Raw genomic sequence first — 19,848 nt, forward strand, 5'->3', positions numbered from 1 at the left:
AATCCTGCTTCTAAAGCGGGATTTTTTTTGTCTAAAATTTGCGGGCTATCTTCAGCCCCAGCATTAAATTCTTAGATTTTGAGACTTAGTTCTTTGGAAACCTTGTTTTCTTGATCAAGTATCTTTAGGTGCAAAGTTCGGTGCTTCCAGTCCCACTCGAGCAGGCCAAAGTTTTCAGAATTTACAGCGTCGCCGATGTAGTGACGATCTTTTTCCGCGCTCATCACCGATTCATTAAAAGGACCGACGGTTAAATCATAAAGAGGTCCGTAATTATCCATGTCGACTTTTCCAAGAGCCCCAAAGTTACGATTTCCACTGACGATGATGACTTTTTTCGCGCCGGCATTGCGAATGGTATCGAAAAGTTTTTGACGGTCATGGGGGTAAAGGCCCCAGCGTTCGCCGTCGTCAGAATTGGCGGCGACTTGCAAGGATGAGACGATGACTTTGAAGTCCGAATCTTTTTTTAGCTCTGAAGCCAACCAGTTCCATTGCGAGGTACCCAAAAGACTTGCTGATTTCGACCAGTTCTTTTTGAACTTCCCGTCAACGCCGCTTTCGGTCCAGGGTGTCGCATAGAAACGCGTGTCCAACACAATAATTTGCACCCGTTTACCTGGAGGTCCCAAAAGCAAAGAATGTTCAACGCCTTTAGCCGACTTTGCTTGCAACTTGGGAATGTAGTTCCAGTACTTTACAAAGGCATCACGATTTTCATTTTTGCCTTGGAATGAAGAGTCGCCGTGGCGAAGGCCAAAATCTAATTCATCCCAAGTGGCCATGAATGGAGTGTTCTGGCGAATTTTTCTATAGTCTTCATTTTCATCCAGCTTTTTATACTGAGCTAAAAGGGGCTTTTCGAAAGCTTTGGTCGAATGAACCGTGTTTCCCGCTGCGATCACCAGATCTGGCTTGTGTGAAGCGACGGTGCTCCAGAAGTGTTGGGGCTGAGTTTGATCGATGCCAGAGACAAAGGCGATTCTTTGCACGCTTTTTAAAGAGGCTGGATTCTGAACGATGTCAGTCTGATAATTGGCTTCGGCTTGCATTCTTAAAAGCTTCAGACTCATGGACTCCGGCGCCTGACTTTTTTCCGCGCACGAAATATTTAAAAGAAGCAACGTACTTAAAAGGGACGTAGCGAAAAGAGAATGAATCTGCATAATCATACCTTCCAGAAGATACCTGATTCGCGTGTATGACTAAATTGTATGGAATGCGAAGGGCCTGTCACTCTTAAACGACAAAAAGGCTAGGTCAGATAAATGAGTACGCACAGATATTGAAATGCGGTCCCCGCCATCACACACAGATGCCACAAGCCGTGGCCATGTTTGATTTTTGTATCGTTGAAGAAGAAATAGACTCCGATGGCGTAAGAAATAAAGCCTGCCATAATCATGGCAAAACCCAAAGGCGGAATCGCATCCATCAGTTGCTTAAGGGCGGGTAGAACAGTGACGCTCATGATGCCATACAATGCGAGAGACAAACTGCGGTTTTTTGGAGAGGCAACAAGCTCCCACATAATTCCAAGAACCGCCAGAGTCCAAACTACGCCAAGAACCATCCATCCCGTGTTTCCACGCAAAGCCAAAATAGCATAAGGCGTATAGTTACCTGCGATCTTCAAATAAATGCCGATATAATCAAGCTTGCGGTAGAAGTCTTTCTTCTGCCCTTGCGTGCCATGATAGATGGTGGAGATACAATAAAGACCCACAGTCGTGAATGCATAAACAGAAAAAGAAAATAAACGCCAAGTATCCTGTTTAGAGGCGGCAAGGCCGATCAGAAGTACGGACCCCACAAGCGCCAGGAATGCTCCCAATGCATGTGAAAAGGTATTAAAACGTTCCCCGTACTCAATCTTCTGCAAAACCTTCATGGCTCAATAGTAGCATTCTTCGCAATGAGGACCAATGAAAACATATTTTTTTGTTTCCAGCTTTTCACTTTGTGTTCACTTAAAACATTGGTCTGGGAAAAGTTTATCGATGAAAAAAGCAAAGCCTTAGGGGCGAGAAATATAAAGATTGTCCTGTAAATAGAAACGCAAAGGCCAGTGAGCGGCCTCACCAGCGTAGTCAACGCCAATGCGGGGCCGCGAAACAATTTGTTTCGGTTTAATAATGTGATCATCTTCACTCACAAAAAGTGCGGAAGTATTTTTCCAAAGTTTTAAGCCGTCATCGTCTTTGTTGATGCTGTAATATTTGCAAAGCTTTCCAGGGCCATTGGTTTTAATGTCTTTCTTTTTGACGTGAGGCTCGGCATTCAATGGCTGCACCCCTCGAATCAGAACAGCTTCAGGATGCTTTTCTGTGCGAGTGACGAAGTTTAAACAGTAGTACATTCCATAAATCATATAGACGTAACTATGTCCCCCGTTCAAATACATCGACTTAGTGCGAGGTGTGCGTCGATCTCCAAAGGTATGGCAAGCCGGATCTTCAATACCTAAATAAGCCTCCACCTCGACGATGCGAGCCTGGTGCTCTTCGTGGCCTTTTCGAATATGTAAGATTTTTCCAAGAAGCGACTTCGCGACGCTGGTGGTGTCTTCAAAGTAGAAATCTTGTGGCAGAATTTTCATGAGGTTCGACAGATGAAGCTGATTTGTCGTCCTGATTTTTCTTTGTCCCGACGGTAAGAGTGGAATCTGGAATCAGTGACGGTATTAATATGCAGAAGGAAAACCTGATCGGGCAGGATGCCCGCTTGTTGCAACTGAGTGCGCACGACCTGATTAAGATCCACCAAAGATTTATTTTCGGGAAGGGCCTCAAAATATTGGGCACGGTCTGCGGGACTTAAGGGTCCGAGGCTAGAAAGAATCTGGTCTCTGACATCTGTGCCGACTTCAAAACTGGGTTTCTGAATGTGGGGTCCGATAACGACATGCAAGTTTTCTGGTTTTGCACCTTCGGCAACAAGCTTTTCAATTGTTTTGGGGATAATTTTGGAAGCCACACCTCGCCAGCCTGCATGAATGCCAGCGATCAGATCTGTCGTCGCATCATAAATAAGCGCGGGCACGCAGTCCGCCGTGATTACACATAAAGCTAGATTCTTTTCTTTGGTGTAGTGGGCATCAGCGATAATTTGGTAATCAAGATGACCGTCACGGCTTTCCACCACTGCATCGCTATGAATTTGTTTTACGCGCACAAATGTGTAGTCGGGATAAAAAGATTTCAGTTGTGGCAACTGGGCATTCACTCCACCTAGAAAGATTGTGAAATGCGGAAGGCGCACTTCATATCCTAACTCGGTTTGCTCCAGATTCATCTTAGACCCCATTTTTTTAACAACTGTAAAATATCTTCTGGCCAGTCCTTTTGAAAGAACATTCTTTCTTGCGTTCTGGGGTGAGTAAAACCCAACTCCGCAGCATGAAGCAGAAAGCGATTCAGTCCGCGAATGGATTCCTGAGTTTCCCGGGCTTCGATGTTCTTTGTCTTTTTGTCCGCGCCATAAAGAACATCCCCGGCTATAGGCAGACCGGTTTCCGAAAGATGCACGCGAATCTGATGAGTTCTTCCGGTCTCAAGCTTTAGTTTTAGATAACTAAGTCCGCTTTTACGATTTAAAACTTCGTAATGAGTGACTGCCCATTTTCCAATCTCTGGAGGGTTTTCTTTATCCGCATAGGGTCGCTTGTCTTCATCGAGAACAGAGGCATAACGTTTGCGGTCCGTTGGATGACGGGCCAAGAAGCTTTTTATCGTTCCTGAAGACAAGGCTTTTGCTGTGCCGACACAAACTGCATAATAGATCCGATGAGTGCTGCGCTCTTTGAATTGAGCCGTGAGTGACTCATGAGCCTTGTCATTCTTTGCGGTTACGATGATGCCGCTGGTCTCTTTATCCAGGCGATGCACGATGCCCGGCCGCTCTTCGCCAAACTTCATTGAAAGATCTTCGGTGTGGGCAATCAAAGCATTTACCAAAGTGTCGTGCGCATGGCCCGCAGCCGGGTGTACGACCAAGCCTGCCGGTTTGTTGATTACGATAAGATCTTCGTCCTCAAAAAGAATATCCAGTTTAAAGTCATAAGGTTGAAGTTCCGAGGGGACGGCTTCAGGCAAAGTGATTTCGATCTGATCATTTTCCTTTACCGTAGCCGAAGCTTTAGCGGTCTTTCCATTGAGCAGAATGGCCGACGAATCAATAAGGTGAGAGGCGCGGGATCGAGTTCCGATTTCTTCAATAAGAGCTAAAGCCTTATCCAGGCGCAGCCCGTGCATCTCGGATGTCGCTGTGACATTAATTTTTTGCAAAATGATTTACTTTCCAAGACCGTTCTTGAAATTCTTCATGTAAGAGTCGGCAACTTTTTTGTCGTCCAAACCCAGTGCTTTAGCAATTTGCACCACATATCCGCGCACAAAAACCACAGCCGGAAGATTGGAAGCATCCATATTCTCAACAGCGGTAACGTAGTAAGAGTTGATTTTAGTGATCTCACTCATACGTTGTACGGAAATTTGTTTGTATTCACGAATCTTTTGAAGGAAAGCCCCATCCCAGTTGTCGCGGGCAGCGATTTCTTTTTCAAAAGCTTCGTCTTTTTTGAAAGAAGGGGCGGGCTTCTCAACTTTTTGTTCTGGGAAGACCTGCTTGCTAGCTTCAACAATAGAGGCATAGGTCAGATCGTTGAGAGAAGCGCGACCGCTTAACAGTCTTTGATCATAAATATTTCTAAGAATCTTGTTCCCAAGAACCTGATAAGCCTCTTCGATTAAAACCAATAGCTCGCGAGCTTCTTGTTCTGAAAAGATGGTATAAATGGCGGGATTTTCGCCCGAGTAAGTCGTGCGCGCGCGGTCATAGGCAGCGCTGACCTCGTGTTGAGGTGCATTTGCTGTCAGTTCAAGAATCTCGTAGTAGTTATACCGTGACGTCGCTTGCATCGTAGCTATTATACTACGGCGCGAAGCTCCTCGGGATCAATAAGTTGTTTGCAAGTCGCTAAAAATTGTCCTGCTAAAGGAGTGAAAGGCTGAGCCTCCAAGACATGTTCTCGAGAGCGGATTGACTGCCACACAGCGTTGTCGAAGTCGATCGCACCAGCAAAATCAATACCTAAGTCGTAGTACTTTTTGCAGACACTCTTAATTGAATGACCCAAATCCGCATTGGATTGGCTGCGAGCTGAGTTCACAATCAAACGCACGGGCGTCGCAGACAGAGCTTCAAAGAAGTCATAGTGAAATCCCGTTTGTTCCTTCAAATAAGATCTGAAAGAAAAAGGTTTTTCCAAAGTTCTTTGCCGATGATTTCTCAGAGTAGAAATCATGTTGCCGTAAGCATCGGGCGTAGAGCTTTCGCGTAGAGAATGGCAGACGAAAGCTTCGATAAAGCGATATGTTTTTTCGATGCTCGTGGGCTCGGGAGTTGTGATCAGGAACTTCTCGTCAGCAGCTTTAAATAGCTCTAAGTGCGCTTCTAAAGCGCCAGCACCCAGGTCCACGATGACATAGTCGGCGCGAAGCTTTTTTAGTTCTGGCAAAAGATTCTGAATTTGAGCGTAAGAAAAATCTGTCGGCGTCCATGAATCCCAAAATCCCTGAACATAAGAAAGATGTGGAAACGGGGTTGGAATAACCAGCTCTTGCAAAGTTTTAACGCCTTCAAAGAAATGACGGATATTCATGTGGGAAGGGGGTAAGCCAAGAGAAGTGTGAATATTTGCACCGCTAAGATCCAAATCGACGATCACAACGGAGTGACCCAATTTTGAAAGGGTGATGCCTAAACTTGAGGAAACAAACGTTTTGCCGACTCCACCTTTTCCAGAGGCGACGACCCACAGCTTTGTTTCAGTGTGCTCATTTGAAGTTTTTTTGAACTCCAAAGATTCTAAATAGGCCTTATGAAGATCTCGTTCCATGGTGTTTCCTCTACTTCAGCGGCGAGATTAAAATTCCTTTTTTTGTCTCTTCGGCTTCAGAGGCGCGAATATAAAGAGGTACGAAAGATTTCCAGTCTAAAGTGCGGCCCGCTAAAGCGCGTTGTTCCGCCATAATTCCCAAAGTCGATGCCAAAGCATGATCGGGAAGTTGGGGATCGCGAAGGCATTTTTTCATCAGCTCTTCAGGAAAGTACTCACTATAAGCTTCCCACCCATCACCGACGACCAGGCACTCCCTGTCGACGTGATTTTTTAGGTCGCGTACGGGGACGGCGTCAGGACCTTTGATGTAGGTGGGTTCTGCTCCACGAACATCGAATAGCCCCATGTAAACCATGTTTTTGTAAGCGTTGATGATAGCAAGGACAGGCTTGCTTTTGTCCTGCACCTGGGCGGCCAGAAGCATCAGCGTATCGATGGTCACGAGCGGCTTGTTGAAGCTATAAGAAAAAGTTTTCCCGGCATTGGCGGCAACGCGAATACCAGTGAAACTTCCCGGCCCTTGGCCTACGGCGAAGACATCAATGTCCTCAAGTGTAATTTGGGCTTTTCGTAAACAGTGCTCGATGAAGGGGCTGATGTTTTCGCTATGAGTCTTCTGACGTAAAGAGGATTCCTCAGCCACCACTTGTCCATCAATGACAACAGCAACTCCGCCAAGCAGAGTGCTGGTTTCCATAGCTAAAATCTTCATAACCCAAGAATGCGTGTGAAGTCGTTAAACAAGGCGAAGATCATAAGACTCATCAATAAAGCCAGACCTACTTGTTGTGCCAGCTCCATTTTTCTCATGCTTAATGGTGCACCCTTCACAACCTCGATGGCATAGAACACCAAGTGTCCGCCATCTAGCACCGGGATTGGTAGCAGGTTTAAGATAAAAAGGTTCACGGAAATGATCGCCATCATTTGCAAGAATTGAGTCAGGCCGATTTTGAAAGTTTCGCTGGCCGCCTGACCGATCGAGATGACGCCGCCGATATTTTTCGGAGAAATCTTCGCCTGGAATAGACGCACAAAGCTCATCACCGTCATGACTGACACGTCCCAAGTTTTTTCCACACCGCGAGCGAAAGCTTGGCCAATGTTTTCAGATCGAACGATCATCAACTCTGGAGCGGCAATATTAGCAATAGGCGCAATGCCGATCGTGTAGCGTTTTTCTTCTGTTCCGGTTGGAAGCATCTGGGTGGTCATCTTCGGCGTGATATTCAGATTCAACTTCTGACCATCGCGTAGAACCGTTAAAGCCACAGGATTTTTTCCATCAAAGGACTTGATGTTATTAATGACATCTTCCCATTTTTTAAGTGCGACATTGTTAATGGAAATCAAGCGATCCATCGCATGCAGTCCGGCAGCCTTTGCCGGAGAGTTATCCATGACTTTGCTGAGGTAAAGTTCAGAGCTTTCAAATCCTAAGCTAGCCATAGAGTACGTCTTGATTGAAGCCGTTGGTGCTAAAGTGATTGTCAAAGGTTTGGCTTCTTTGTCACCTTCGCGCAAACCCATAATTTCTATTGTTAAGGGTTCTTTGGCATTCTGTTTTGCTAAAGTGTCTTCCAGCTGTCTCCAGTAGGAAACTTTTTGTCCGTTGATAGACATGATGGAATCGCCAGTTTGCACGCCCAACGCCGCCAGCGGAGATCCTTCTAGTACGCCAATCGTGGTGCCCGCAGAATACGGAGTCAAACCATCCACATTCGCGACATAGTCGTAAGAGCTAAGAACGTTAGGGTTTGGCTCCGCTTTCGCGTCGGTTGCGATCTTCGCCGTTTCGCCAGTGCCTTCGCGTTGTACGACGACATCAATATGAAGATTGTGATTTTCTTTAAGGCTTAAAGAACGTTGTAAGTCTTCCCATGTGTTGACGGGAGTTTCGTTGATAGAAACAACTTTATCGCCAGAGCGGAAACCAGCCGCATACGCAGGCGTATTTTGAGCGACATCACCAACAACCGGAGTTTTTGCGTCTTCGCCGATAAGGGCTACGGCAAAAAATACCAAAACTGCGAACAGGAAGTTCATTAAAGGACCGGCAATAACCACAGCAATTCTTTGCCATACATTCTTATGGGTGAACGAATGCTTCTTATCTTCGTCAGAAATATGATCGCCCGGTTGTTCGCCGAACATTTTCACATAACCGCCCAAAGGAATAAGTGACAGTGCGTAGGTAGTATCACCTTTTTTATATTTCAGAAGTTTTTTGCCAAAACCCAAACTGAAAACTTCAACACGTACTCCACACCAGCGAGCGACAAGGAAGTGTCCAAGCTCGTGCACGAAAATCAAAATTCCGAGCAAGATAACAAAAGGGATGATTGCTGATAAACCTGATTGAAGATAAGAAAAGATATTCATTTGAATATTCTAGGGTTTTGGACCGGGACGAGCTAGAAAATAAAAATGTTAATGCCGGGGGGCTCGACCTTTCGATTACGACAAAAGGTGAGATAGAATCAGAATTCCGGATAGGACAACAGGACTTGCGAATAGGACCCCATCAATACGATCTAATACACCGCCATGGCCCGGCATAATCTTGCCAGAATCCTTTACGTCGGCGACTCGTTTTAAGAGCGATTCGAAGAAATCTCCAAATTGGCCGACAAAACCGGATAGAGCGGAAAGTATCAAAAAGAGACTCAAGGACTGTTCTGAAAAGAGAAAATGCCAACAGACAAATCCCGCAAGCATGGAGCCGACGATGCCACCGATGGAGCCCTGCCAAGTTTTTTTCGGAGATACGGACGGCATCACTTTATGCTTCCCAATCAAGACGCCAAAGATGTACGCCATGGTATCGCCCGCAAAAACCACAGCAAGCAAATAGACAAACCACGAAAGACCCTGAACCTGATCCAAGATGCGAAAGGCAAAGGCGGGTAATAATCCCATGTAAAACAGACCCAACGCGGCTTTCGAGTGAGCGTCAGTCATGTATTGCAAATTTCCATCTTTATGAGCGGATAACAAAACCGCAATGATCATCGCAATCAAAGAAATTGAAAAAACCAAGCCACCGGTGCTCAATGATGTGAGGGTGGCGCCAAAAGTCAGAAGCGTTAGTAGATAGAACAGAACTTTAATGAACAAAGATTTTTCTGTTTTGAAAAGCAGGCTGGTCAATTCCCAGGTGCCGACTGCAACGACGAAAGCGATCGCGATCTTCAAACCCTGGATATTGAGCGCAATATAAAGCGCGATGATTAGAGCGAGGGCTACTGCAGCCGAAACAGCTCTAGTTAGAAAGCTTTTCCACGTTGTCATTCGCTGTAACCTTGCCAAAGCGGCGTTGTCTCATCGAGAAAGCATTTAGGGCCTCCTCTAGATGAGACTCGGTGAAGTTGGGCCATAACACATCAGTAAAATAGAACTCTGAATAGGCCGCTTGCCACAACAGGAAATTTGACAGTCTTTGTTCGCCACTTGTGCGAATGATCAAATCTGGATCCGGCGTCGGATAAGTGCTGAGCGCAGAGTTGATAACAGATTCGTCAATTTCTTCAGGGTTTAATTCACCGGCCGCCACACGAGCAGCAATGTCGCGAACGGCTTCTGTGATCTCTTGGCGAGAACCATAGCTCAAAGCAAAGACCAGATTCAAGCCTGTGCACTGAGCTGTAGCTTCGATGGATTTGTCGATCGCCTCTGCGACATCCGCAGGAATGCGGGACATATCCCCGATCACCGAAAAACGAATATTTTCTTTAACAAGATTTTCTGTTTCGCGCTTTAAATAGCGACGAAGAATTTGCATTAACAAACTGACTTCGGCCTGAGGGCGAAACCAGTTTTCAGTACTGAAAGCATAAAGGGTCAGATTCTTGATTCCGCGTCGCGAACAATCAGTAATGATCTTCTTCGCGACACGAGTTCCCTTGATATGACCGAACGTGCGAGGACGACGCTTGAGCTGAGCCCAACGACCGTTACCATCCATAATAATAGCTATATGCTTCGGAAGAGTCATCGCAACCAATTTTAAAAAGCTAATTAGATAGTCAAAATAGACTTTTCTTTTTCATCAGCCACTTGGTCTACTTTTTTGATGAAATCGTCAGTCACTTTTTGAATATCAGCTTCAGCTTTTTTGCCTTCGTCTTCACTGATCGCTTTATCTTTTTGAAGTTTTTTAACTTCGTCATTGGCATCACGACGAGCCATGCGAACAGCGACGCGTGCTTCTTCAGCAATTTTTTTAACTTGTTTTGCCAAGTCTTTACGGCGCTCTTCAGTAAGATCAGGAACTTTAAGGCGGATCACTTTACCATCGTTCATGGGCGCCATGCCCAACTCAGATTTAATGATGGCTTGTTCAATATCTTTAAGAATAGAAACTTCCCAAGGAGCGATAAGGAAAGATTTTGCATCTGGTGTTGAAATAGATGCCACCTGAGAAAGAGGAGATGGAGTGCCGTAGTAGTTCACGCGGATATTATCAAGCATAGATACTTGAGCGCGACCGGTGCGGATCTTTTTAAGCTCTTCGCCCAAAGCCGCCAAAGTCTTTTCCATTTTTGCTTGAGCATTCTTTTTTACATCTGCGACTGACATAGTTGTCTCCTTTTTGCTCTATCGTTTGGTTAGTGAACCAATGTTCCGATATTTTCACCCTGAACAGCTTTTAGGATGTTGCCTGGCTGAGTAAGGTCGAAAGTGATAATTGGAAGTTTATTGTCCATGCACATGCTGATCGCGGTCGAGTCCATCACCTGCAAACCGCGGTTCAGGACATCAATGTAGCTGATCTTATCGAATTTTTTTGCATCTGCATGCTTTGCAGGATCTTTATCGTAAATTCCGTCGACTTTTGTCGCTTTCATGATGACCTGAGCATTGATCTCCATAGCGCGAAGAGAAGCTGCAGTGTCAGTCGTGAAGAAAGGATTGCCGGTTCCTGCACCGAAAATCACAATGCGATCTTTTTCTAAATGGCGAATGGCTCTGCGACGGATATAAGGCTCCGCGATTTCAGCCATTTCAATGGCCGTTTGAACGCGGGTGGGAACGTTTTCTTTTTCAAGGGCGTCTTGAAGGGCTAAAGCATTGATACAAGTCGCCAGCATACCCATGTAATCGGCGCTGGCGCGATCCATGCCTTCAGCAGAAGCGGCAACACCACGATAGATGTTACCGCCACCGATGACGATACCCATTTGAACGCCTGCTTTATAAGCCTCTGCTACGTCTTGTGCGATTTGTTTAATCGTTGCTGTACTAATCCCAGTCCCTTGCTTTCCAGCAAGAGCTTCACCACTTAACTTTAGCAAAATGCGTTTATAGACAGGCTCTTTCAAATTAGTGTCCTTTCATTTGAGCTGCAACTTCAGCAGCGAAGTCATTGGACTTCTTCTCGATACCAGCTCCCAATTCATAACGTACGAAGCGTTTGATTGTAACGTCAGCACCGATCTCTTTACCAACAGTTTTCGCCAAATCAGACACTTTCATGTCTGGATTTTTAACGAAAGCTTGGTCCATCAAACAGTTTTCAGCCAAGAACTTACGGATTTGACCTTCTACGATCTTTTCGATCATTTCTGGTTTTTTACCTGATTCAAGGTTTTTAGCAGTCAAAATTTCTTTTTCTTTTGAAACAACTTCCGCAGGGATTTGGTCAGAAGAAATAGCCATTGGGTTCATAGCAGCGATATGCAATGAAACGTCTTGAGCGAAAGTTTTCAAAGCAGGGTTCGCCACAGCTTCTGGTTTAGAAGCGGCAACTTCGATCAATACGCCGATTTTACCTTCACCGTGGATGTAAGTGTGAATCAAAGTGTTAGCAGCAGCTGTGTACTTCTCTGAACGGCGAAGAACGATTTTTTCACCGATAGTCGCAGTAGCTTCAGTGAAAAGATCAGCCAATTTCTTAGAAGGATCTTTAGAGTAAGCGTGTTCTAAAACATCGCCAGTTGCAGTTGTTTTAACCAAGTGTTCAGCAACGTCAGCAACCAAAGCTCTGAAGCCGTCGTTACGAGCAACGAAGTCAGTTTCAGAGTTGATTTCAACCACGATACCTGTGTTGCCCACAACTTGTGCGAATACGGTACCTTCAGCAGCAATACGGTCAGCTTTCTTTGCAGCAGCGCCAAGACCTTTTACGCGCAACCATTCAACAGCAGCATTGAAATCGCCAGAAGTCGCCTCAAGCGCCTTTTTGCAATCCATCATACCTGCATTTGTTTTTTCTCTTAGCTCTTTAACAAGAGTAGCGGAAATAGACATTAGGAGTCTCCTTACAATAGATTTTTAAACGAATCGATCAAACACGAAGAGCCGCGAAAGCCCGTTTATGGATGCGGCACTTATGAAAAAGGTGGCTAGGCCACCTTTTTCATTTCAATTACAGGGGAATTATTCCGCCGCTGTATCGTCTTCTTTGTTCTCAAGCTCAGCTTGGATTTCAACTTCTTCTGCTGTACCAGCAGCAACAAGTTTACGACCTTTAGTTGCTTTAACAACTGTAGGACCTGCTGATTTCTTAGGAGCTTCTTTCGCGCCGACGCGAGGACCCGCACCACGACGTTTTGGAGCCTCTTCTTTACCTTCAGAAGCTTCTTTAGCAACGTCAGATTGTTTGTCTGTCATTGTGCGAAGTTTTTGTTCCCAAGTTTTAGCACCTTCTAGGTAAGCTTCAGCAACTAGGTTTGCGAACAATTTGATAGAGCGGATCGCATCGTCGTTACCAGGGATCGCGTATTCAACAGACTCTGGATCAGAGTTTGTATCAGCGATAGCAACAACAGGGATGCCCAAGCGTTTTGCTTCAGCAACAGCGATGTGTTCTTTAGGAAGATCTACTACGAACATAGCAGATGGCATTTCCTTCATGTCACGGATACCAGACAAGAACTCAGTCAAACGAAGATATTCTTTTTCAAGCTTCGCGCGTTCTTTCTTAGTCAGGTAGTTGAATTCGCCTTTTTCTTTCATTGTGTCGATTTTGCGAAGACGATCGATAGAAGATTTGATCGTTTCGAAATTCGTCATCATACCACCCAACCAACGCTTAGTTACGTAGTACTGACCGCATTTTTGAGCTGCCTCTTGGATAGGCTCAATAGCTTGCTTTTTTGTTCCAACGAAGATCAAACGACCACCGTTAGCAGCGATTTCTTTTACGAAGTCAGCAGCTTTGTTAGCGCGTACAACAGTCTTTTGAAGGTCAATGATATGAATGCCTCCGCGAGCTGTGTAAACATAAGGTTTCATTTTTGGGTTCCAACGCTGAGTTTGATGTCCGAAGTGGACGCCAGCGTCTAACATTTCTTTCATGGTCACTTGTGCCATGGCAGTACTTCCTTTCTGGTTATTCGTCCCCGCAGGTAGAGCCAGCTTATTTTGTTTCGCCGGAAGACCCCCTTTTTCAGTACTTTGGGGGACCAGTTAATGCCTACGAGTGCTTATTGTTTGGAGTTTGGGGATATCACAGGGTGGCATAGCACGCAAGCAGTCTTTCAAGGACTCTCCCTTTGAGACGCGAGGATTACATTCGAACTTAGCCACATTAAGAAATGTTTAGACGCGGCGAATTGGATCCGATAAATAGCTCAAGCAATCCCGTTATTTGTGAACGTAAGCGAGAGGGAATGAAAGTACAAGACGATCCAAGACTCCATCATGATGTGGAGAAAATCTTCAGTGATCAGACCGATGAGATCTGCGCCCGCGTAGATCGCGGTTTTGCATATCTTATGGGATTTCAATGGCTTGGCTGCATTCTGCTGGGGGCCTTTGTGACCCCAAGTACATGGCTTGGGCAGTTAAGCGGATCAAAAGAAAATGCGTTAATTGGGCTCCTTTTTGGGGCTCTTTTTGCAATTCCCCCTATCTATGGGGCTTTGAAGCTTCCCGGAGAAAAGGTGACTCGCTATGTGGTCGCCCTAGGGCAAATGCTATTTTCGACCCTTATAATCTATCTTACTGGCGGACGAATCGAATCGCATTTCCATATCTTTGTCTCGTTGGCGGCGCTGGCTTTTTACATGGATGTGCCCGTGTTGTGGCTGGGGTCTTCCGTCGTGATTATCGATCATCTGCTTCGTGGATTTATGCTGCCGATGTCGATCTATGGGGTGAGTGCGGGGATCGAATGGAGATGGATCGAACATACAGCCTGGATTGGTTTTGAAAACTTTGTCCTGATGCTTGGAATTCAGCGCCATCGTACGGAACTTCGCGATGTGGCGATTTCGAAGGTTCAGATGATACAGGCGCGTGAAGAAGCTTTGCGACTGGCTTCCGTAAAATCCAGCTTTCTCAGTAACGTCAGTCATGAAATCCGCACGCCACTGAATAGCATTATGGGATTTTCGGATATCTTAAGAGATACGTCCCTTGATGAAGAACAGCAAGAATACGTAAACACCATTCATCGTTGCTCTGATTCCCTTCTGCATCTGGTGAATGACATTCTAGACGTCTCAAAAATTGAAAATGGTCTGCTGCAGGTGGACTCTCATCTTTTTGATGTGAAGGAGCTGCACAGCGATATTCAGAAAATATTCTTTATCAAATGTCAGGAAAAGGGACTGAGTTTAGAGCTTCACATCGATGAAAATATTCCGGCCCAAGCCGTGGGAGACTCGCACCGGTTGCGACAAGTTCTTATGAATCTTGTTGGGAACGCTGTGAAGTTCACAGAACGGGGGCGGGTGCGTATTGAGGTGAAGAAAGACTGCATTGCAAAAACCTATTCGTGGCATATCAGCGATACGGGGCGCGGAATTAAACGGGAAAACCTCAAGAAGCTGTTTCGCAGTTTTTATCAGGAGGACCCTTCCATTGCGCGCAAATACGGCGGCACGGGTTTGGGTCTTATGATTTCAAAAAACTTGATCGAAATTATGGGCGGACAGATTTCCGTTTCAAGCAACTACGGAGAAGGAACGACATTTTCCTTCTCATTGCCATTGGAAGACGCATAAGAGGCTGGTTCCCTTCTTTAGAAAAGGAACCGTGCTTTTTAGAGAGCTGCTTCTGTTGAAGAAGAAGTCTCGTCAAGAGTTTCCACTTTGAAGCCCAAAGAAGCGACAATCATTTCTGCCTGAAGCAAAGAGCCGACAAGATTCTTTTGTTCGTTGACAGTCGCTGAAGCAATCCAAAGATTTTCAAGTTCCGGAATAGTCATATTGGCGCTCAATTTGATATCACCGTTGCCAGCAATAATAGGCGCAACAAAAATTCTTTCCAACTTCAGATTATCCAATGCTTCTGGATATGCCCGCTTAATTTGGCGTTTGATTTTCTTCAAAGCCATACCAACCACTTCGGAATCCTCGGTCACTTCTTGTTCAATGAAGGTCATCCACTGAGAAGCCTGCAAAGGTCCGTTTTCAGTTTCCACTGAAGGCAGGAAGCGACCTGCACAAGGCCCAATTTCATCCTGAGTCGTGCCGTTAAGGATGTGCATTGCTGTGGAATCCGTGACGGGTTTTGCATGGCAAAGATCCAGGCAAAGAGCCGTCCAATAAGTATTCTTTGCAAGCTTCGAGCGAGCACGAATAGAGATAGCATCTTCCGGTAGAAGAAGTGCCAGATCTTTCACGGTTCCCGCAAAGATGAAGTTATGTGCGTGCAAGGTTTTTGACCCGTTGATCGTCACGTGAGTGACTTTTTCGCCCTCTTGATGAAACTTTGTGACGTACGAGCGGGGCATAAATTCGCCCTGGAATTTTTCAAACAGGGCTTGAGTCCATTCGAAAGGCTCCATCGCCAAATCCAAACGCTTGCTGGAAGTGAAGTATGCAAGCTCTTCATAGAAAGCAGGCGGGTTGTCGCCAAAACCCAGGAATGTTTTAAAGCCGCCCGATTCGTAGGTGATCGGAGCTTCTTCTGAAGCGGTATCTACCACTTTCATGTTTAAAAGATTTTCTAAAAAGCGTAGTGCCTTTTCGGAAAGAACGGAGTCTGGAACAAAACGAAGACCGTTGTTCATGGGGCCGGTGGGAAAATTCACTTTCTTGTTCACACCGAATGGAACATCAGCACCTTCAAGAAGAGCGATGTTTTTCGTTTCGCGACTAAGTGCCGCTGCGATGCTAAGGCCAGTTAAACCGCTTCCAATAATTGCATAATCGTAGATATGAGCCATGCAAATACATTCCCTTAAAAAGTGGCAGGTTTGCAAGCATCAAAGCGAAGGAATTCTAGCTAACGCATTTAATCAAAAGTCGGAGAATTGCTCTGACTGCGGGTTTCAGATGCGGTTGCTTATCGAGTAAGCAAGCAATGTGAGGAGAGAACTTATAGTAAATGGCAATAAATTTACGGCCCCATTTCGTGGGGCGAAGTGTGAAGTCACGGTAAGCTCGCAAAATCATGACTTCTGCGGACTGGGGATCTTCAAAAGCCGCTGTGGCAATAAAACAGCGAGGTCGCTCTTTGTCCGACATCTTCAAAAATTGTTTCACAATTTGAGGATTGCGCGCGGTTTTCTGAAAAGATTCAGCTTTGCGAATGATGTCTGGATAAATTGGCGTGAACTGAATAAACATTGCCAGTTGTTTGGCGGCATTGCTCATGCGCTCTGCATATTTATCGTGCGTATCGTAGATTCGCATCAAGTCCCAATACACCGAGGCGACCACTGTCAGTTCAGTCGTGCGCGCACTGTCTTTGAAAGCTTCGGGCTTAAGGCGTTCGCCTTTTTTTATGTCGAAGACGATGTCTAAAATTTTCAAATATTTTTCGTAGGCAACGGCCGCCTCTGAATAAAGCTTCTGACTCATGCACATGCGGGCCTTTTTAATCAGCATCACGCGGCTTTTCCAAAGTTGTAAGCGGTGCTGTTCTTTGGCGCGCTCTTGCGCCATCAGAATTCCCCCACTGCTAGAGGCTACTGTTCTGCGCAAATCAGAAATACATCCTGCGCAAACCTGTGGAGGCAAATTGCTTTCGCCGGCAGCCTGTAACTTCGTAATAAGTTCAGCATCTACCGGATGAAGTTCAGTAACTTGTATTCCGCAGCGAGGACATTGGATCATGAATCAAGACTTCCTTAACTTCCCATATTAGGAAAGTGTGGGAATTAAAGCAAACTCATTGGGTCAATATCGATTAAAATTTTTACGCCGGAAGGAACCCATTCTTGGTCACCCAGAAGTTGTCTTGAAAAGGGATTTGCCGCCGCAACCTGAGTCGTTTTTATAAGGAGATGAAATCGAAATTGTCCTCTTAACTTCGATAAGGGTGCTTCTGCAGGCCCTAAAACCTCGATGGAGTTGTACTGAGGAAACTGAGATTTCAAAGCATGCGCGCGCCTCGCTAAAAGTCCGGCTGTCTCTTCGACCTTTCCTAAATGAGTGCCTTGAATGCGGAAGCTCACCAAACGTCCAATCGGAGGATAGCTGAGTTGTCCGCGGATATTGAGTTCGTGTTGCGCAAAACCTTCGAAGTCATGGTTGCGAGCGAAAGTGATACTGTCATGTTCCGCATTGAAAGTTTGAATGATCACGAGTCCTGGAGCTTCACCTTCTTGAACGTGACGTCCCGCTCGGCCACTCATTTGCGTGATCAATTGGAAGCTTCTTTCTGTGGCGCGGAAGTCGGGCAGATTGAAGCCCACATCTGCCAAAACCAGTCCTACCAATTTCAGCTTTGGAAAGTCCAAACCCTTCGCGATCATTTGTGTGCCGACCAGAATATCGATGTCGCCAGTTTCCATTCTTTGTACTAAATCTTCCAGGTCAGCACGACTTTGAATTTCATCACGGTCCGCGCGGGCAATGATCTTTCCAGGGAACAAACGAGCAAGATCTGTTTCTACAAGTTCAGTTCCCAGTCCAATGGCTTCCAAATGTCCCTCTTTGCAATCCGGGCACTTTGTTTTGAAATTTTCGTGATAGTCACAATAGTGACAGATCAGATGGGAATGAGCATGTAAGGTCAAAGAAATATCGCAGTTCGGGCACTCGCGCGTGTGGCCGCAGGCGGGACAAACCACCATCTGTGCGATTCCCCGTCTATTCAGAAACAAAGCAGCTTGATCCCCACGATCCAGGACTTCATGCATTCGTTCATAAAGTTGTGGGCTTAACCAAAAGGGCAGGTGCGAATACTTTTCGATGATCTTCTTCTGCTGTTCGCTGTCGTCCTTCTGCTTTCTTAAGTCAATGACTTCGATATCTGGCAAAGCACGGTTGGCAACCCGGTTGCGAAGTGTGTGCAGATGGTATTTACCGTCTTGCGCGTTTTTCCAGGTTTCTAAACTTGGCGTGGCGGAACCCAAAACGACGGGACAATTCATCATTTTTCCCATCATGACTGCGGCATCCCGGCCATTGTATTTCAACTTTTCGTCTTGCTTGAAGCTGGGTTCGTGCTCTTCATCGACGATAATCAGCCCTAGGTTATCAATCGGACAGAACAGAGCAGAGCGGGCGCCAATAAGTATGGATTTTCGTCCCTCCACGATATCCCACCACTGATTGGTGCGCTCACGATCGGTGAGTTGAGAATGCAGGGCCGCAATCTTGTCGCCAAATCTTCGCGCGAATCTTTGAATCAGTTGAGGGGTTAGTGAGATCTCAGGAACCAGCACCAGGCCTCTTTTGCCTTCGCTCAGCACTTTTTCCAGAAGTCTTAGATAGACTTCGGTTTTTCCCGAACCTGTGACGCCGAAAAGCAGGTGAGTAGAAAAATTCTGATGCTGAGAAATGCTTTCAAAACAGGTGCGCTGTTCATCGGTCAAATTTAAATTCGTATCGCTTTCCAACTGGGGAATGACCGGAGGGCGTTTGGATTGTCGCTGTTTTTCGGTTTTTTTTAGAGGAGGAAAAGCAGACTGCGCCACCTGCCCAATCGGATGGATATAGTATTGCGCCAGCCATTCAAGCCACTTCATAAAGGGCTCGGGAAGGGGCTTGTACTCTTCATCGATAGAATCGATGCTTTTAATTTCGAAATCAGGAACTTTATCCGTGGGCCCTAGAACAAGGCCTTTTACTTTGCGACGGCCAAGAGGCACGTTGACAAGCTGGCCGCGATTTAAGGGTTCAGCAAAGCTGTACGTCAAAGCCTCTGGAAGAGGAGCGTCGACAGCCACTCTCCACAGTTGGACATCACTCATCTAAACCTCGTGTAAAACTCCGTGACGACGTCTTTTGCGGGAAGACTGTCAATGCCGTCCCACTTCAGATTAGTATCCAAAGAGGAAGGCTGGAAGAGGCTGACCGCTGTTTGCGGGCGGGCGGAAGCACTGATTAGGCGAATAGTCACTGTGTTATTACCCCAGCGAATAGTGCGCGCGCGCGGGTAGGAAAGATTTTTTGCAAACTGATTGTAGTTGTCAGCACTCATTTCCACCTGGCTTGGCAGACGAAGTTTGCGAACGACAAATTGGTCTTGCTCAATCCACAATCCTGGATAATTGATTTCCTTTTCAACAGGCGTCGGAATTCCCAGGGCGTAGTTGACCACGCCGCCAGTGCGTGAATAGCGAACCCAAGTTTCAGGTTCATACTTAATTTCCGCACCAGTGCGAGGCAGGGCCTTTTTGTTATAGGCCGTGGTCGGAATAATCTTAAAATGCGCCAAAGTATTTGCGAATATTTCTGGATTGCGGAAGTTCAAGTATCTTTCCAGAAAATCATCGGGAACTTTCTCGCTTTTACGAGTGTTTCCGATCATGCTCCACTTTTGTCCGCCGTTATAAAGGTATTGCAGGCGGAAACTGTTTTGCAGATCTTTGCCACCGGTCACCGTTAAGCGCATTGTACGGTCACTGTCGATCAGCCAAGTCTCTTTGACCGACAAAGTTTCATCGCCATTGGAAAATTGCACTTCCTGCTCAATCGCATAAATACCACTGCCGGCGTTTTCCACGGTTTTTTGCAGAATTGTGCGCGTCGGGGGAATGTAGGCGAAGGCTGAGGTCGAAAGCAAAAAAGACAGTAAAAGAATTAATTTTTTCATAGAAATTC

The 19,848-nt window shown here is 45.9% G+C and carries 20 protein-coding genes; 1 reads left to right on the forward strand and 19 read right to left on the reverse strand.

Annotation, left to right across the window (positions count from 1 at the left end; translation table 11 throughout):
• Window positions 1-71: 71 nt before the first annotated feature.
• The 15 genes from OM95_RS10915 to rpsB form a co-directional block, all read right to left on the reverse strand.
• On the reverse strand, window positions 72-1,166 hold the full coding sequence (locus OM95_RS10915) for an alkaline phosphatase D family protein (protein WP_041873638.1): 1,095 nt from the start codon (window positions 1,164-1,166) through the stop codon (window positions 72-74).
• A gap of 89 nt (window positions 1,167-1,255) precedes the next feature.
• Window positions 1,256-1,891 carry a hemolysin III family protein gene (locus tag OM95_RS10920; protein ID WP_041873640.1) on the reverse strand — a complete coding sequence of 212 codons (636 nt, stop codon included), beginning with the start codon at window positions 1,889-1,891 and terminating at the stop codon, window positions 1,256-1,258.
• Window positions 1,892-2,017: 126 nt separating this feature from the next.
• Entirely contained in the window at window positions 2,018-2,599 is a 582-nt protein-coding gene (locus tag OM95_RS10925; RefSeq protein ID WP_041873643.1) for a DNA-3-methyladenine glycosylase, read from the reverse strand.
• Complete coding sequence (pgeF, locus tag OM95_RS10930; RefSeq protein ID WP_041873645.1) at window positions 2,596-3,294, reverse strand: peptidoglycan editing factor PgeF; 699 nt, start codon at window positions 3,292-3,294, stop codon at window positions 2,596-2,598. The genes OM95_RS10925 and pgeF overlap by 4 nt, the downstream gene beginning before the upstream one ends.
• Window positions 3,291-4,286: an RluA family pseudouridine synthase gene (locus OM95_RS10935; RefSeq protein WP_041873647.1), complete on the reverse strand. Its 996-nt coding sequence runs from the start codon at window positions 4,284-4,286 to the stop codon at window positions 3,291-3,293. Before OM95_RS10935 ends, pgeF begins: the two co-directional genes overlap by 4 nt.
• Window positions 4,287-4,292: 6 nt before the next feature.
• Window positions 4,293-4,919, reverse strand: a complete 627-nt coding sequence (locus OM95_RS10940) for a helix-turn-helix domain-containing protein (protein ID WP_041873649.1) — start codon at window positions 4,917-4,919, stop codon at window positions 4,293-4,295.
• A gap of 8 nt (window positions 4,920-4,927) precedes the next feature.
• Window positions 4,928-5,899: a P-loop NTPase gene (locus OM95_RS10945; RefSeq protein ID WP_291516159.1), complete on the reverse strand. Its 972-nt coding sequence runs from the start codon at window positions 5,897-5,899 to the stop codon at window positions 4,928-4,930.
• Between the two features lie 10 nt (window positions 5,900-5,909).
• Window positions 5,910-6,614, reverse strand: a complete 705-nt coding sequence (tsaB, locus tag OM95_RS10950) for a tRNA (adenosine(37)-N6)-threonylcarbamoyltransferase complex dimerization subunit type 1 TsaB (RefSeq protein WP_041873651.1) — start codon at window positions 6,612-6,614, stop codon at window positions 5,910-5,912.
• On the reverse strand, window positions 6,611-8,284 hold the full coding sequence (gene rseP, locus OM95_RS10955) for an RIP metalloprotease RseP (protein ID WP_041873653.1): 1,674 nt from the start codon (window positions 8,282-8,284) through the stop codon (window positions 6,611-6,613). The genes tsaB and rseP overlap by 4 nt, the downstream gene beginning before the upstream one ends.
• A gap of 75 nt (window positions 8,285-8,359) precedes the next feature.
• Complete coding sequence (locus tag OM95_RS10960; protein WP_041873655.1) at window positions 8,360-9,193, reverse strand: phosphatidate cytidylyltransferase; 834 nt, start codon at window positions 9,191-9,193, stop codon at window positions 8,360-8,362.
• Window positions 9,165-9,896 carry an isoprenyl transferase gene (locus tag OM95_RS10965; protein WP_041873658.1) on the reverse strand — a complete coding sequence of 244 codons (732 nt, stop codon included), beginning with the start codon at window positions 9,894-9,896 and terminating at the stop codon, window positions 9,165-9,167. Before OM95_RS10965 ends, OM95_RS10960 begins: the two co-directional genes overlap by 29 nt.
• Before the next feature lie 23 nt (window positions 9,897-9,919).
• Entirely contained in the window at window positions 9,920-10,480 is a 561-nt protein-coding gene (frr, locus tag OM95_RS10970; protein WP_041873661.1) for a ribosome recycling factor, read from the reverse strand.
• A 29-nt stretch (window positions 10,481-10,509) separates the two neighbouring features.
• Window positions 10,510-11,223, reverse strand: coding sequence for a UMP kinase (gene pyrH / locus OM95_RS10975; RefSeq protein ID WP_041873663.1), 714 nt, complete (start codon window positions 11,221-11,223; stop codon window positions 10,510-10,512).
• A 1-nt stretch (window position 11,224) separates the two neighbouring features.
• Window positions 11,225-12,151, reverse strand: a complete 927-nt coding sequence (tsf, locus tag OM95_RS10980; protein WP_041873666.1) for a translation elongation factor Ts — start codon at window positions 12,149-12,151, stop codon at window positions 11,225-11,227.
• 129 nt (window positions 12,152-12,280) lie between these two features.
• On the reverse strand, window positions 12,281-13,216 hold the full coding sequence (gene rpsB / locus OM95_RS10985) for a 30S ribosomal protein S2 (RefSeq protein ID WP_041873668.1): 936 nt from the start codon (window positions 13,214-13,216) through the stop codon (window positions 12,281-12,283).
• Window positions 13,217-13,515: 299 nt separating this feature from the next.
• Here rpsB and OM95_RS10990 point away from each other — a divergent pair, with 299 nt between their 5' ends.
• Entirely contained in the window at window positions 13,516-14,853 is a 1,338-nt protein-coding gene (locus OM95_RS10990) for an ATP-binding protein (RefSeq protein WP_291516161.1), read from the forward strand.
• 38 nt (window positions 14,854-14,891) lie between these two features.
• On the opposite strand, the gene OM95_RS10995 is transcribed toward OM95_RS10990, so the two are convergent.
• Genes OM95_RS10995 through OM95_RS11010 form a run of 4 tightly spaced genes read right to left on the reverse strand, consistent with a single transcriptional unit; the run spans window position 14,892 to window position 19,840 of the window.
• Window positions 14,892-16,019: an FAD-dependent oxidoreductase gene (locus OM95_RS10995; RefSeq protein WP_041873670.1), complete on the reverse strand. Its 1,128-nt coding sequence runs from the start codon at window positions 16,017-16,019 to the stop codon at window positions 14,892-14,894.
• Window positions 16,020-16,074: 55 nt separating this feature from the next.
• Window positions 16,075-16,911: a CFI-box-CTERM domain-containing protein gene (locus OM95_RS11000; RefSeq protein ID WP_041873673.1), complete on the reverse strand. Its 837-nt coding sequence runs from the start codon at window positions 16,909-16,911 to the stop codon at window positions 16,075-16,077.
• A 44-nt stretch (window positions 16,912-16,955) separates the two neighbouring features.
• The gene (gene priA / locus OM95_RS11005; protein WP_041873676.1) at window positions 16,956-18,995 is read right to left on the reverse strand and encodes a primosomal protein N'; all 2,040 of its coding nucleotides are present in this window, start codon (window positions 18,993-18,995) and stop codon (window positions 16,956-16,958) included.
• Window positions 18,992-19,840, reverse strand: coding sequence for a hypothetical protein (locus OM95_RS11010; protein WP_041873678.1), 849 nt, complete (start codon window positions 19,838-19,840; stop codon window positions 18,992-18,994). Before OM95_RS11010 ends, priA begins: the two co-directional genes overlap by 4 nt.
• Window positions 19,841-19,848: the final 8 nt, after the last annotated feature.

The organism is Bdellovibrio sp. ArHS (genome assembly GCF_000786105.1).
Lineage (GTDB): Bacteria > Bdellovibrionota > Bdellovibrionia > Bdellovibrionales > Bdellovibrionaceae > Bdellovibrio.

Coding starts and splice junctions, on each gene's coding strand:
- OM95_RS10915 (WP_041873638.1), bottom strand. CDS start 1,166: ATGCAGATTCATTCTCTTTTCGCTACGTCCCTTTTAAGTACGTTGCTT.
- OM95_RS10920 (WP_041873640.1), bottom strand. CDS start 1,891: ATGAAGGTTTTGCAGAAGATTGAGTACGGGGAACGTTTTAATACCTTT.
- OM95_RS10925 (WP_041873643.1), bottom strand. CDS start 2,599: ATGAAAATTCTGCCACAAGATTTCTACTTTGAAGACACCACCAGCGTC.
- pgeF (WP_041873645.1), bottom strand. CDS start 3,294: ATGAATCTGGAGCAAACCGAGTTAGGATATGAAGTGCGCCTTCCGCAT.
- OM95_RS10940 (WP_041873649.1), bottom strand. CDS start 4,919: ATGCAAGCGACGTCACGGTATAACTACTACGAGATTCTTGAACTGACA.
- OM95_RS10945 (WP_291516159.1), bottom strand. CDS start 5,899: ATGGAACGAGATCTTCATAAGGCCTATTTAGAATCTTTGGAGTTCAAA.
- tsaB (WP_041873651.1), bottom strand. CDS start 6,614: ATGAAGATTTTAGCTATGGAAACCAGCACTCTGCTTGGCGGAGTTGCT.
- rseP (WP_041873653.1), bottom strand. CDS start 8,284: ATGAATATCTTTTCTTATCTTCAATCAGGTTTATCAGCAATCATCCCT.
- OM95_RS10960 (WP_041873655.1), bottom strand. CDS start 9,193: ATGACAACGTGGAAAAGCTTTCTAACTAGAGCTGTTTCGGCTGCAGTA.
- OM95_RS10965 (WP_041873658.1), bottom strand. CDS start 9,896: ATGACTCTTCCGAAGCATATAGCTATTATTATGGATGGTAACGGTCGT.
- frr (WP_041873661.1), bottom strand. CDS start 10,480: ATGTCAGTCGCAGATGTAAAAAAGAATGCTCAAGCAAAAATGGAAAAG.
- tsf (WP_041873666.1), bottom strand. CDS start 12,151: ATGTCTATTTCCGCTACTCTTGTTAAAGAGCTAAGAGAAAAAACAAAT.
- rpsB (WP_041873668.1), bottom strand. CDS start 13,216: ATGGCACAAGTGACCATGAAAGAAATGTTAGACGCTGGCGTCCACTTC.
- OM95_RS10990 (WP_291516161.1), top strand. CDS start 13,516: ATGAAAGTACAAGACGATCCAAGACTCCATCATGATGTGGAGAAAATC.
- OM95_RS10995 (WP_041873670.1), bottom strand. CDS start 16,019: ATGGCTCATATCTACGATTATGCAATTATTGGAAGCGGTTTAACTGGC.
- OM95_RS11000 (WP_041873673.1), bottom strand. CDS start 16,911: ATGATCCAATGTCCTCGCTGCGGAATACAAGTTACTGAACTTCATCCG.
- priA (WP_041873676.1), bottom strand. CDS start 18,995: ATGAGTGATGTCCAACTGTGGAGAGTGGCTGTCGACGCTCCTCTTCCA.
- OM95_RS11010 (WP_041873678.1), bottom strand. CDS start 19,840: ATGAAAAAATTAATTCTTTTACTGTCTTTTTTGCTTTCGACCTCAGCC.